At 45.2% G+C, this 13,246-nt stretch carries 13 protein-coding genes; all 13 read left to right on the forward strand.

The annotated features are described in order from the left end of the window. Positions 1-8: 8 nt before the first annotated feature. On the forward strand, positions 9-503 hold the full coding sequence (ssb, locus tag M4D81_RS03465) for a single-stranded DNA-binding protein (RefSeq protein ID WP_071219337.1): 495 nt from the start codon (positions 9-11) through the stop codon (positions 501-503). Positions 504-524: 21 nt separating this feature from the next. Beyond that, positions 525-797, forward strand: coding sequence for a 30S ribosomal protein S18 (rpsR, locus tag M4D81_RS03470; RefSeq protein ID WP_006207333.1), 273 nt, complete (start codon positions 525-527; stop codon positions 795-797). Between the two features lie 812 nt (positions 798-1,609). Beyond that, positions 1,610-2,284, forward strand: coding sequence for an SOS response-associated peptidase (locus M4D81_RS03475; protein ID WP_260064473.1), 675 nt, complete (start codon positions 1,610-1,612; stop codon positions 2,282-2,284). Positions 2,285-3,005: 721 nt separating this feature from the next. Further along, positions 3,006-4,769: an ABC transporter substrate-binding protein gene (locus M4D81_RS03480; protein ID WP_260064475.1), complete on the forward strand. Its 1,764-nt coding sequence runs from the start codon at positions 3,006-3,008 to the stop codon at positions 4,767-4,769. A gap of 66 nt (positions 4,770-4,835) precedes the next feature. Next, positions 4,836-5,798, forward strand: a complete 963-nt coding sequence (locus M4D81_RS03485; protein ID WP_220687052.1) for an ABC transporter permease — start codon at positions 4,836-4,838, stop codon at positions 5,796-5,798. A 12-nt stretch (positions 5,799-5,810) separates the two neighbouring features. After that, positions 5,811-6,734, forward strand: coding sequence for an oligopeptide ABC transporter permease (gene opp4C / locus M4D81_RS03490; protein ID WP_260064476.1), 924 nt, complete (start codon positions 5,811-5,813; stop codon positions 6,732-6,734). 11 nt (positions 6,735-6,745) lie between these two features. Continuing rightward, the gene (locus tag M4D81_RS03495) at positions 6,746-7,720 is read left to right on the forward strand and encodes an ABC transporter ATP-binding protein (protein ID WP_071219342.1); all 975 of its coding nucleotides are present in this window, start codon (positions 6,746-6,748) and stop codon (positions 7,718-7,720) included. Beyond that, positions 7,720-8,685: an ABC transporter ATP-binding protein gene (locus tag M4D81_RS03500; RefSeq protein WP_216534863.1), complete on the forward strand. Its 966-nt coding sequence runs from the start codon at positions 7,720-7,722 to the stop codon at positions 8,683-8,685. Before M4D81_RS03495 ends, M4D81_RS03500 begins: the two co-directional genes overlap by 1 nt. A gap of 213 nt (positions 8,686-8,898) precedes the next feature. Then, positions 8,899-9,870 carry a D-alanyl-D-alanine carboxypeptidase family protein gene (locus M4D81_RS03505; RefSeq protein ID WP_260064477.1) on the forward strand — a complete coding sequence of 324 codons (972 nt, stop codon included), beginning with the start codon at positions 8,899-8,901 and terminating at the stop codon, positions 9,868-9,870. A gap of 239 nt (positions 9,871-10,109) precedes the next feature. Next, on the forward strand, positions 10,110-11,096 hold the full coding sequence (locus M4D81_RS03510; protein ID WP_071219345.1) for an LCP family protein: 987 nt from the start codon (positions 10,110-10,112) through the stop codon (positions 11,094-11,096). A gap of 223 nt (positions 11,097-11,319) precedes the next feature. Next, positions 11,320-11,754, forward strand: coding sequence for a CBS domain-containing protein (locus M4D81_RS03515; protein WP_071219346.1), 435 nt, complete (start codon positions 11,320-11,322; stop codon positions 11,752-11,754). Between the two features lie 261 nt (positions 11,755-12,015). Next, positions 12,016-12,318 (forward strand): MazG-like family protein, encoded by a 303-nt coding sequence (locus tag M4D81_RS03520; RefSeq protein ID WP_174819218.1) that lies wholly within the window; start codon positions 12,016-12,018, stop codon positions 12,316-12,318. Next, positions 12,315-13,241, forward strand: coding sequence for a DUF2232 domain-containing protein (locus M4D81_RS03525; RefSeq protein WP_235613045.1), 927 nt, complete (start codon positions 12,315-12,317; stop codon positions 13,239-13,241). The genes M4D81_RS03520 and M4D81_RS03525 overlap by 4 nt, the downstream gene beginning before the upstream one ends. Positions 13,242-13,246: the final 5 nt, after the last annotated feature.

A 13,246-nucleotide genomic window follows, 5' to 3' on the forward strand; every position in this document is an offset into this window, starting at 1 on the left:
GGATTGGATTGTTGAACCGTGTCATTTTGATTGGCCGACTGACTAAGGATCCCGAGCTGCGATATACTCCTTCAGGTGTTGCTGTAACGCAATTTACACTTGCTGTCGATCGTCCGTTTACCGGACAAGGCGGGGAGCGCGAAGCGGATTTCATTCCGGTCGTGACCTGGAGACAGCTTGCGGAGACTTGTGCAAACTATCTGCGTAAAGGCCGTCTGACGGCTGTAGAAGGGCGCATTCAAGTGCGGAATTACGAGAATAACGAAGGTAAGCGTGTATACGTCACCGAAGTCATTGCCGATAATGTTCGCTTCTTGGAGTCAAACCGTGAAACAAGCGGTGGCGGAGGAAATCGTGAGGAATCATCGTTTAGCGGAGGAAGCAACAGCAATAGCAGTGGCGGAAACCGCGGGAACAATAACTACTCGCGAAACAACAATCAGGATCCTTTTTCCGATGAAGGAAAACCGATCGATATTTCGGATGATGATTTGCCATTTTAATACGGAAAGGACTGACAACACATGGCTTTTAAACAAAGAGAAGGCGGAGACAACGACAAAAGACCGGCACGCCGCGGCGGCCGCAACAAGCGTCGTAAAGTATGTTTCTTCACTGTGAACAAAATTACTCACATTGACTATAAAGATACAGACCTGCTCAAGAAATTCATCAGCGAGCGCGGAAAAATCTTGCCTCGTCGTGTAACAGGTACTAGCGCTAAATATCAGCGTGCTCTGACGATTGCGATCAAACGCTCCCGTCAAATCGCATTGCTTCCATACACAACTGAGTAATCATTTGTGTCAAAGCGGACCAGCCTAATCATAGGCTGGTCCGCTTTTTTATTATGGAAGAGCCCAGGGTTGGCTTAATGAGAGATGTGATGAGAATTGTTAGAGACGAGGGCCATATAAGTAAAACCAAGCGTACCTCACAAGTATGAAAGCTCAGGGCTTTGAAGCAATATTCATTTCGGCATTAAACGGGATCATCCAAATGTTGGGACACATAATGTCTCCACGGAAGAATCGTGTCTCCCCACAGTGTACACTGAGGAAGAAAAATAGCCGTCGACAAATACAAGCCTGGTGTAAAGCTTTCCAGTTTTAAAGCCCTGAAATCATGTCTGCTTCAAGCGGACAATGTCTATTGTAAGCAATACAATTCTATACATAGTGGAGTACTTCCTGTAAGAAATAAAAAACCGGTTATGAAGGCGGAAAAAGAAGCAATCTGAAAAAATTCCTTCTATTATATATAGGTATGTATCAGCTCATCAAATGAGCACTGGGACGATCTTCACTTTGAAAGTAATATACCCTCCAAAGATGCCTCAACAAAGAGAACGATTTAAACAGATCTCCCATACTTACACAATCGAGAATGATGTCTATCGTATACAAACATGATAGAAGAACATTGCCACGACAGAGTGGCACAGAAAATTTAATATTGTGATTACATAAAACTTGCAGAAACCTTTCAATTATATGATGTCCACTCCAGGGATACAAGCGTACAAGCAGTGGAAGCTCCATGTTGTTAGTCTTATTATGCATATTCCGCCTCCATTATCCAAACGATAAAGGAAAAAGGAGGTAGTTATATGTGTAGACGATTCTCGCTGTCCGCAGGGATCGATGAAGTGAATCAACGCTTTGGCATTAATCGGGTAATGTATTACTACAAGAGCCGGTACAACATTAGCCCTACCCAAACCATGCCGGTCATTATACAGGAACAGGGAGAACGAGTGCTCGATGAGTATCGATGGGGATTAGTGCCCTATTGGGGTAAAGACGCAGTCAATGCTGATATTACAACGGTTGATCAAAATCCCACTTACCGTAAAGCGATTGACACAAGACGCTGTGTGATCCCTTGTAACGGTTTATATTACTGGCGAACGGTTGGTAAACGGAGTTATGCGGTACGGACCGTAATCGGGGATCATGACATATTCGGTATGGCTGGTTTATACGAGACATGGCGGGATGCCAGGGGAAATGAAATGAGAACATGCACGGTTCTAATGACAGAGGCCAATGAAGCGATTCGAGAGTTCGAAACACGAATGCCGGCGATTTTATCAGAGGAAAACTTGGAAAAGTGGCTGGATCCGGAGATCCAAGGGAGACATGCGGTGCATCCGCTGCTTCATACGTATCGCGGGCAGATGCGAATGTACCCGGTGACGCCGTTAGTAGCTGACGATACGCATGATCACCAGCAGTGCATTGAAGAGATGGATTTAAAGCTTGCTTGGGTAAAGAATCTGTAGTTCGCAAGTATGAAAGTGTAAGGTTGATTTATCTGACATGGAATTCAACATAAAAGCAATCCGGACCACAGTCCTGGATTGCTTTTTTTAAGCGTTAACGCTGTAGGAGGCTAAACTATGAGAAAGCAGAACCATAAATACACGTCATCTAATACCGAATTGAAGCATAACGTAAGGATAATATATAACATAAAAATAGTTTCTAGTTGTAATCAAGGAAGACAACGTCAGTATACGTAAAATAATATAACATATACATAACTTACAGAACCCAACGAATGAATAAGTAGATGAAATTTTAGATCTCGTGTAATAAAATATTACACAGACCCTATTAAACCACAAGTGATTTTAGTTATAAATTGTAAATAAATCTTGATATTACATACATTTTCAGTAAACTAAGGATATACAACGGAGATAAACTTAATTATTAACCTCAAAAACGACGTTAAAAACATGATTTTTGAGAAATATGAAAAAAAGTAATTGACGTTACCTAAATTTACACGTATCATAACATTAATTTTATAGGCAAGAAGATTTTGCTAGAGACTTTGGCACTAATTGACCAATGGTATATTTTCTGTAAAACTTTCAAATTATTTCACATCATGCCATGACATCCTGGAGAACTTCAATCCGAAATTATTTAAGGATGATTTCAATATTCGTCCTGATAATTTATAATGCAACAACATTTTTTAAGAGGAGGATTCGCATGAAGAAAAGAATGTCACTCCTGCTTGCAATCATGCTTTTGGCCATCACGGTACTGGCAGCATGTTCGAGCGGAGGAACAGCAGAACAGCCAAGTCAAGGGGAGCAAACAGAGCAAACACCACCAGCTGAAGGCGACAAAGATACTACAGAACCGCCGGCTGAAACTGGAGACGACAGCCAGGGTTATTTCGAGGCAACAGATCCATCTGCTAATCCCGCGACTGCGTTGGCACGTAAAGACACACTCGTGGTTGGTATGACAGCACCTAAAGGGGTATTTAGCCCATTCTACTGGCAAACAGCGTACGACCGTTATGTTGTAGACGCAATTTTCGATTCTTTTTTCGCTCTGAATGGGGATGGAACTTACAGTAATCGCCTGGCTGAGAGCGTTGAAGTGTCGGAAGACAAATTAAAATACACGTTCAAATTGAAGCCGGGTGTGACATACTCCAATGGCGATCCGGTTACTGTAAAAGACTATGCTTTCGCCATGAAAGTTTTACATGACAAAAGCTATGACGGACAATCCGACATTCTGTCTGTTAACATTAAAGGCGGAAAAGATTATTACGATGGTAAAGCTGACGAGATTTCCGGTATTAAAATCATCGATGACAATACCGTTGAAATCGAAGTTACAGAAGCAAATGCCATGACCAAGGATAATCTGGGTACTGTATATTTTGTTCCAGAATCCGTTTATGGCAAAGATTACAAGCAAGGAAACCTGGAGTACATGAAAGACCTGCATGCCAAACCAGTCGGCAGTGGTCAATATGTACTGAAAAGCTTCTCTCCTGGACAAGAAGTAGTATTGGAAGCTAATCCCAACTATTTCTTGGGCGCACCAAAAATTAAGAACGTCATCTACAAGACTACAACCGACGAAACCAAATTGGCTATGTTCCAATCCGGTGAAATCGATATGGATATGATTTCGGTGAGCGAAGATAACGTAGAAGCTGTTAAAGAAATGGGCTTCTTGGACTATAACATGTTCCCATACAATGGTTACGGCTATGTTGCACTTAACCATAAAAATCCTAAATTCCAAGATCCTAAAGTTCGACAGGCTTTGATGTACGGTTTGAATCGTGCTGAAGCTGTTGAAATCATCTATGGTAAATATGCGAACGTAATTAATATTCCACAATCCAGCGAATCATGGGCTTACACGAATGAAGGTATTGAGCCGTACGAGTTTGATATGGAGAAAGCGAAGCAGCTTCTTGATGAAGCAGGCTGGGCTCCAGGTGCTGACGGAATCCGCGAGAAAGACGGCGAGAAATTCGAAATTCATTTCTCAGCAACTGCTGACAACCCGGTAATTGATGCTTTGATTCCGATTATGACAACGAACTACCAAGAGCTGGGCATCAAATTGACAGCTGAAACTTTGGACTTTAATGCAATCATGGATAAGAAGGATAAAGGCGAGTTCGATATGTTCTTTGCTGCTTGGGGCTTGACTCCAGACCCAGACTCCACGGTGTATATCACAGATGGACAGCAAAATGACCTCGGATATTCCAATCCTGACTATGATGCAGCTATGAAGAAAGGTCTGAATGCCTTTGATTTGGAAGAGCGTAAAGCGGCTTATGCGGAAGCATACCAAATTCTGAACAAGGACGTTCCAGATCTACCGATCTACCAAAGACGTGATATGTGGGCAATCAACTCCAGATTGAACGGCATTGACATCACACCTTACAAAAACTTCGTAGTTGACCTGTACAAAGCAGAAATTCAACAATAGCATCAAGAAACATATGCTCAGCTCGCAAGAGCTGGGCATATGCACTTATAAGCCGGGAGGAATATTATGAAGCAGTACATTATCCGGAGGCTGCTGCAGATCATCCCGACCATGATCGGGATTTCGATTCTCATATTTGCTATATCATCTTTGGTACCAGGTGATTATATCACTGCAGTGAACAACCCGACGATGACTGCTGAGAAAGCAGCTCAGCTTCGGGAAATTTATGGTTTGGATAAGCCGCCTGTTGAGCGTTATCTTACATGGGTCGGTAATATGTTAAAGGGTAATCTCGGAGATTCCCTTGTGCACAAACAACCTGTCACAACCGTAATGAATAATTACGTATGGAATTCCTTTTTTGTTGCGATTTTCAGTTTAATATTGAGTTGGATTATAGCTGCTTTTGCTGGCGTGTTCTCAGCGAAGTTTCAGTATTCGTTGTTTGATAAGATCGTAACTTTATTAGTCTTCTTGTGTATGTCACTGCCGTCTTTCTTTATCGGACTCTTACTTATCAAGTTGTTTGCCTTGGATTTAGGGTGGTTTCCTGTTGGCGGAATGAAGACTTCAGGACTGAACGGAAGCACATGGGATCAACTCATCGATATTGCATGGCATATGTTCTTACCAGTTACCGTACTTACGATGCTGAGCACAGGTAGTTTGACGCGGTATTTCCGTACAAGCATGCTGGAGGTTATTCGTCAGGATTACATCCGCACAGCCCGTGCAAAGGGATTGAAGGAACGTACGGTAATATTTAAGCATGCGCTGCGCAATGCGATGCTTCCTGCTATTACTCTCATGGGTTTTGAGCTCCCATCCTTGTTTGGTGGAGCCATCATCATGGAGAAAATTTTCATCTGGCCCGGGGTCGGTCAAGTTTATTTGGAATCGATCAGTATGCGGGACTATCCGTTCATGCTTGGGTTCACAGTATTCATATCCGTACTGACACTTCTGGGCAACCTGTTGTCTGACGTTCTATATGGAGCTGCAGATCCAAGAATTCGCTTAAAGTAGGAGGAGATTCACTTGTCCGCAGAGACTGCACCATTAAAAACGAATCTACCAGTTCCGAAGAAGCGGCCGGATTCCCCATGGCGAATTGCTATTCGTCGTTTTTCCAGAAACCGTCTCGCTGTCATCGGACTTTTCATAATTGTATTTATGTTTTTACTGTGCTTTATTGGCCCTGTCTTTTCACCTTATTCCTTATATGATTACAGTGTGCTCGACAAGAATTTGCCTCCAAGCTCGAAGTACTGGTTAGGAACCGATAAACTGGGACGCGACATTCTCCTGCGCATGATGCTCGCAGGTAGAATATCCCTTACTGTTGGACTTGTAGCCACAGGTATTTCCATTATTATCGGTGCTACCCTTGGCGCTTTGGCAGGATTTTATCGTAAATGGGTAGATACGCTGATTATGCGTATGGCCGACATCTTTATGGCATTGCCTACGCTCCCAATCCTAATCATCTTGGGCGCTATTTTGTCAGACTTGAAGGTAGAACCGTCAGATCGTATCTATTTCCTGATGTTAATTATCGGGGTACTCGGCTGGAGTAGTATATCCCGTCTCGTTCGCGGTCAAATTTTGGGGCTCCGCGAGCAGGAGTTTATGCAAGCGACCGAAGCTTTGGGACTTAAAGATCGCCGAAAAATCTTCCGCCATCTGCTTCCTAATACGATTCCAATCATCATTGTATCTGCAACCCTTGGTGTAGCAGGGGCTATCCTGTATGAATCGGCACTGAGTTTCCTAGGAATTGGGGTTGTTCCACCAACACCATCCTGGGGAAATATGATTTCTGCGGCAAACAACTTGATTGATTTCCGGAAGAGACCATGGCTATGGATTCCGCCAGGTATGTGTATTCTGGTTACCGTAGTTGCAATCAACTTGATCGGTGACGGGCTTCGCGACGCACTTGACCCGAAAATGAAGAAGTAGGAGATGCGAATATGGCAAAAGAATTAGTTGAATTCCGCAATTTAAAAACGCATTTTCAAACCTCCGCAGGCACCGTGAAAGCCGTCGACGATGTAAGCTTCAAAATCCGTGAGGGTGAAACACTGTGCGTGGTGGGTGAGTCGGGCTGTGGTAAAAGCGTAACAGCCATGTCTCTTATGCGTTTAATTGATACACCTCCAGTAGGAGGAGAGATTCTATATGAAGGCAAGGACCTGTTGAAGATGAGCAAGCGCGAAATGAGTTTGATTCGCGGTAACGATATCGCCATGATCTTCCAGGAACCGATGACCTCACTGAACCCGGTATTAACGATCGGGGAACAGATTGTAGAGCCGATTCTGCTGCATCAGCTCGTAAACCGCAAAGAAGCTAAACAACGTGCCATCGACCTCATCAATCTGGTAGGAATACCGCGTGCGGAGAAGATTTTCGACTCCTATCCGCATGAGCTCAGCGGCGGTATGCGCCAACGGATTATGATCGCGATTGCACTTAGCTGTAATCCCAAGCTTCTGATTGCTGACGAGCCAACAACAGCGCTTGATGTTACAATTCAGGCCCAGATTTTGGATCTGATGCGCGACATCAAGGGGAAGTTGAATACATCCATTATGCTGATAACGCATGACCTGGGTGTCGTAGCGGAGATGGCGGACTATGTTGTTGTTATGTATGCAGGAAAAGTTATTGAGGAAGCCCCGGTCATTGAGCTCTTCAAGCAGCCGAAGCATCCTTATACCAAGGGGCTTTTGAAAGCTAAGCCCATCATTAATCAGACCCAGGAACGTCTGTATTCGATTCCGGGTCAGGTACCCAATCCGGTAGATCTTGGAGACAACTGTCATTTCCATGATCGCTGTGAATCATGCATGCAGATTTGTAGAGAGAAGACGCCTCCGCTCGGTACGGATCCTAACGGCCATAAGGTCGCTTGCTGGTTGTATGAAGAGGAGGGGAAAGCGTAATGAGTCAAGCACTGATCGAAATCGATGGATTGAAGAAATACTTTCCCATCACCGGCGGCATATTGCAGCGGACGGTGGGTAATGTAAGAGCAGTTGACGGAGTCAGCTTTTCCATTAACAAAGGTGAATCCTTCGGGCTTGTAGGTGAATCCGGCTGCGGCAAAAGCACCATTGGCCGAACCATTCTCCGTCTGCTGGAGAAAACGGAAGGTAAGGTTATCTTTAATGGTCAGGATATCCATACCTTGTCCAAAGAGAAAATGCGTGCACTGCGTCCGAAGATGCAGATCGTGTTTCAGGATCCTTTCAGCTCCCTGAACCCAAGAATCAAGGTTGGCGAAGCGATCGGCGAAGCACTCATTGACCATGGCTTAGTGAACCGTAAGGATCTTAAGGCTCGCGTGATTGAAACACTTGAGATTTGTGGCCTTGCTGCCTATCATTATGATCGTTATCCGCATGAATTCTCCGGTGGACAGCGTCAACGGATCGGGATTGCCCGCGCATTGATTCTGAATCCAGACTTTATTGTAGCGGATGAGCCGGTTTCCGCGCTGGATGTATCGATTCAAGCACAAATCATCAACTTGCTTAGTGATTTGCAGCGGGATAAACAGTTGACCTACTTGTTCATTTCACATGATCTCAGTGTTGTAGAGCATTTGTGCAACCGAATTGGGGTAATGTATCTGGGATCGATGGTGGAAATGGCCAGCAAGGAAGAATTGTTCCGCAACCCGCTGCATCCATATACGAAAGCCTTGCTATCGGCTGTGCCAGTACCGGATCCAACGCTGAAGCGCGATCGGATCGTACTGCAGGGAGACATCCCAAGCCCGGCGAACCCGCCTTCCGGCTGCAAGTTCCATACTCGCTGTCCGCTGGCTTCAGACCTGTGCAAGCAGGAGATTCCAGAGTATCGCGATATGGGTAACAATCACTTCGTTGCTTGTCATTACGCATAATATGACTCTTCATATCTAAGGTTTCTGACAGCAACCAGAGCGATTATTAGATAAAAATTTCTAGGGGGACTTCCTCCGTCTGCGGACGGGTGGGGGTCTTTTTCATTTCAGAGGACCAACGGACCATTTTACAAAAATTCCTAAATAAAATTTTCGAAAAAAAGCAGACCAAAAGCCCTTTTTATCCGTCTATTATTATGGAGGGCTAATTCTATGAAAAAACGGTGGCTTTGGTTGGTCATGATGTTGTTAATAATCGTCCCGATTGGGGCGGTTGTCATAGGAAATATAGAACGAGCGGGGTTTAAACCGAAGGTGGACGCGCGAGCGGTTGTCTTGATGGATTTAAACACCGGGCGTATTTTGCTCAGCGAAAATGGCGATGTACCCTTACCGCCTGCAAGCATGTCCAAGCTGATGACCGAGTTGGTCATCTTGGATGATATTAAGACCGGAAAGAGATCCTGGGACGATGAAGTCAAGATAAGCGATACGGCAAGCGACGTAAGCGGCGTTAAAATCGCCTTGAAATCCGGTGAAATTGTGACGGTACGCGAATTGTTCCAGAGCATAACGGTTTATTCGGCCAATGATGCGTCCGTAGCGCTTGCTGAGCATTTTGCAGGCTCCGAGGAAGCGTTTGTCCGAAAAATGAATGCCAAGGCAAAAGAGATTGGCTTATCCAGCGCGACACGATTCGTGAATGCGTCGGGAGTCGAGCGAAACACAGCCAACGATCAAGCCTGGTCATCGGATGGAGAAACGGCGATGACCGCGGAGGATACGGCCAAGCTGGCAGCGCATTTGATTCGAAGCCATCCGGATATTCTTAGCACCTCCAGCAAGACCCAAACCAAGATCAGCGGACGGAATTTATATTTAAGCAATACCAATTGGATGCTGCCATCGGTAGGAGGTCCTTATTCCTATGAAGGCACTGACGGATTAAAGACAGGGTATACGGCAAATGCAGGATACTGCTTCACGGGTACTGCGGAGAAACAAGGCAGTCGGCTTGTTGCCGTTGTCATGGGTACCGAGTCCAAAGAAGCAAGATTTGAAGAGACGCGCAAGCTATTTGACTACGGATTCGCCAAAACGTTAACATGGAGAGAGCGGCTGGATGACTGGTTTCAATATTCGGGGATCTCAGCCGCTCTTACGCATGATAAGAGACCTGTTTAGGAGATCGCTGTAGATTTGGTAGATTTATAGAACTGCCCGCGAAGGGTTCACATTTGACAATAATCTGGTTTACAATAGATGATGTGCGAAACTGGCCTACTGATATGAAGTGAGTCAAGGGGAGGAGTTCCCGTTTAATAAGGAGAGGAGGGGGAGCCAAGTAGCTTGGGGTGCAAGCAAGGACCTTTAACGATGACTTATCTATTAATTTATTTTATAATAAAGAAGGAATTGAACTCATGAAGAGGAAATCAATATATATTACTCTTGCTTTGGTCATACTGCTTGGCTCAACCGCATTTTTGTTCAGAACGCAGCTAGCGGTTGTTGCATTTGATCTGTTTATGGCAAAGGATGTAGAGGAATCTTTACAGAAATCGTATAAACCGCTCCAGAGCGACAAGACACCCGAACCTGTCGTACTTCAGAGCGAGCCGTTCTCGGTTATGCTGCTCGGGAGTGACCAGCGTGAGGATGAACCTGCGCGTTCGGACACGTTGATCTATGCGGTTGTGCGTCCCATGGAATCCAAAGTGCTCTTAATTTCGGTTCCAAGGGACACGTATGTCGATATTATTGGCAAGGACAAGAAAGATAAGATTAACCACGCGTTTGCATTTGGCGGTCATCAAATGGCCAAAGATACGATGGAGGCATTTTTCGAAGAAGAACTTGATTATTATGCTTCCATTAATTTTCAGGGCTTGAAGGATGTTGTTGATGCCATTGGGGGCGTGGAGCTGCCGATCGGCAAGGATATCGTCAACAAAGGCAGAGACCATGAGAAATTCACGATTGAAGCCAACAAACCGATTTATAACGGCGAAGAAGCTTTGAATTATGTCCGTTATCGGGAAGATAGCGACTTTAATCGTGCGAAGAGACAGCAAGTGTTTTTGGACGTAGCGGCCAAGCGGGTGATGAAGCTTGATCAGATCGGCAAGGTGCCTGAATTGATTGAGATCATGGGTGATAATTTCCAGACCGATATGCAGCCTAAGTTCATTATTGACCTGGCGAAGCAGATGCTGACTGGTGGCAAAGTGGATATGACCAGCTATACGATCATGGGGGAAGGCATGAAAATTGGCGGCGTCTATTATAACGAGCCCGACATGGAAGACGTGCAGGAAGCCCGGGATCTAATTGACAACTGGATGAACCCCGATACGCCGGCTGATCAACTGCTGCAGCCCAAAGATGCTGAGAAGCAAAAGTTGAAATAAATAAATACCGGTACACCCGGATGATGTCATAGTACGTTGCTTCATCTCAATCAGCAGTCGGATGGCTGCTGATTTTGTGCCCTATATAAGGAATCAGAATGGCGAAGTTAACGTATGTATGAGTATGGATAGGGGAAGGAGTAACCTGCATACCTAGGCTTTAAATCAGGAAGGTTACTTAACATGACTTCAGAGGTTGGAGTCATAAGGAGGATAACGCATTATGAATATCGCTTTTTTTCTGTTACCGAAGCAGGAAGTGATCTGTTTAACACTGGATTCTACGCTCAGGCAGACGCTGGAACGGATGGAGTTTCACCGATATACAGCTGTGCCCGTACTGGATAAGAACGGTCAGTACGCAGGGACTGTAACGGAAGGTGACCTGTTATGGCATATGAAGAATTCGGAAGGCAAAATCACTTTTGAGAACGCTTCGAAATTTTTGCTGAAGGATGTTCCTTTTCGTATGGATATCAAGCCGGTGTCGATTGACGCCCGGATGGAGGATCTGATCAATCTGGCCAAGGTGCAGAACTTTGTACCTGTCGTGGATGATATGAACCGCTTTATCGGAATTGTACGCAGAAGCCTCATCATTGAGTACTGTGAACGAATTGTCTCCAAGGAGACGATGGAGTCCCACGGGGCATCATAATCAAGCGGGCTTGAAAATAAACAAGGGCGTGGGACCACGATGACAATGTGGGTAACACGCCCTATTTTTATCGAAACGAGCTGCAGCGAAAAAGCGGGGAGGAATAACCGGGGCCCGAACGGAGTACAAAGAGAAGGTGGGTTACCGAGTGCCAACTGGGACTAAGGATGTACAGGGTGCATGGGCCTTTGTGTGGGCGGCTTTTTTTTATGCTATAATGGAGAATAAAGCTGTTTTCAGGGAGAGATGGATATGCCAAATATGCCGAAGGACTTGGATGTAGCTAAACGTGCCAAAGTGATTGAATGGCTCAAAACCGAAGTAATTGACAATGTATCCCGCTTATTCAAAGCTCTATGGGAAGGCAGCACTACAAAGGTTGGAGACAGTTTGGTAAGCCTGATGATGAGCTCATACATACTGGGCCGAAGGCTCGGCTTGACCTATCGGGATTTGGACGATCTCTTGTTAGAGAAATTGAAAAAGCATAAGCAGGAAGGACATCAGCTGGAAGATTGGTACCAGGATATTTCCGCGCTCGAAGAACATTTGCGTAAGAGGTGAACATATTGAAACTGCGCTGGACTACGGCGGTATGGAGCGTTATTTATTTGCTTCTGCTGCTATCATTACTCACACCCTTTTCGATCGTAACGGCTTTCTTGTTAGTTCTACCGGTTGCGATTCTGTTTACGGCTTTGAATACAAAATCATTTATCATGCATGTGGTGCCAGTGTGGCTGATCGCGCTTCTGATTCATCCCATTTATGTGTTATTTGCGATCTATTTTGCCATTCCGGGGATTGTCATGGGGTATTTGTACCGGAAGCGGAAGGCAGCTATGCAGGTATTGAAGTATGGAATGGCTGTCATGCTTGTGGAAATGCTTCTTCTGCTCATGATCAGCACCGCCTTCTTCCAATTAAATCTGTCGGAGTATGTGGATGAGATTGTGAAGATGACGACGGCTCCGCTCACGGAGATGGGTGTAGAAGGAGGCCTGGGAGGACAGTTCCTTGGTACCGAACTCGATACACAGTTAATAAAAGATCAAACGATGCGCTTGGTTCCATTTGCGATGATTATCAGCTCATTCCTCATGACGGTGGTAACCCATGCTTTGGCTCGTCCTACACTGGGCAGTATGGGCTTGACCGTGCCGCGCCTGAAGCCAGCTAGAGAATGGATGCTGCCGCGTTCCCTGATCTGGTACTACTTGCTCATCTTCTTCATCAACATAGCAACCGTTAATTCGGACAATACCTTCATGAAGATGATCGTGGCAAACGCTACGCCTTTGCTGCAGATCTGCTTCATGATTCAAGCGCTGGGGTTCTTCTACTATCTCACTCACGAACGGAAGTGGCATCCGATTGTACCGCTTTTGACGGCTATACCGATTGTTCTGTTCCCGCCGGCTATGATTATCGGAATCCTGGACCTGGCATTTCCACTTCGTCAGGCGTTTAGTAAAACCAAAAGATAGGGTGA

Origin of the sequence: Paenibacillus sp. p3-SID867 (genome assembly GCF_025142895.1) — a bacterium.
Lineage (GTDB): Bacteria > Bacillota > Bacilli > Paenibacillales > Paenibacillaceae > Paenibacillus_AQ.

Excerpts from the sequence above, each read along its gene's own strand:
- M4D81_RS03485 (WP_220687052.1), top strand. The coding sequence starts at position 4,836 with ATGAAGCAGTACATTATCCGGAGGCTGCTGCAGATCATCCCGACCATG.
- M4D81_RS03505 (WP_260064477.1), top strand. The coding sequence starts at position 8,899 with ATGAAAAAACGGTGGCTTTGGTTGGTCATGATGTTGTTAATAATCGTC.
- M4D81_RS03515 (WP_071219346.1), top strand. The coding sequence starts at position 11,320 with ATGAATATCGCTTTTTTTCTGTTACCGAAGCAGGAAGTGATCTGTTTA.
- M4D81_RS03475 (WP_260064473.1), top strand. The coding sequence starts at position 1,610 with ATGTGTAGACGATTCTCGCTGTCCGCAGGGATCGATGAAGTGAATCAA.
- M4D81_RS03495 (WP_071219342.1), top strand. The coding sequence starts at position 6,746 with ATGGCAAAAGAATTAGTTGAATTCCGCAATTTAAAAACGCATTTTCAA.
- M4D81_RS03510 (WP_071219345.1), top strand. The coding sequence starts at position 10,110 with ATGAAGAGGAAATCAATATATATTACTCTTGCTTTGGTCATACTGCTT.
- M4D81_RS03520 (WP_174819218.1), top strand. The coding sequence starts at position 12,016 with ATGCCGAAGGACTTGGATGTAGCTAAACGTGCCAAAGTGATTGAATGG.
- rpsR (WP_006207333.1), top strand. The coding sequence starts at position 525 with ATGGCTTTTAAACAAAGAGAAGGCGGAGACAACGACAAAAGACCGGCA.
- M4D81_RS03480 (WP_260064475.1), top strand. The coding sequence starts at position 3,006 with ATGAAGAAAAGAATGTCACTCCTGCTTGCAATCATGCTTTTGGCCATC.
- M4D81_RS03500 (WP_216534863.1), top strand. The coding sequence starts at position 7,720 with ATGAGTCAAGCACTGATCGAAATCGATGGATTGAAGAAATACTTTCCC.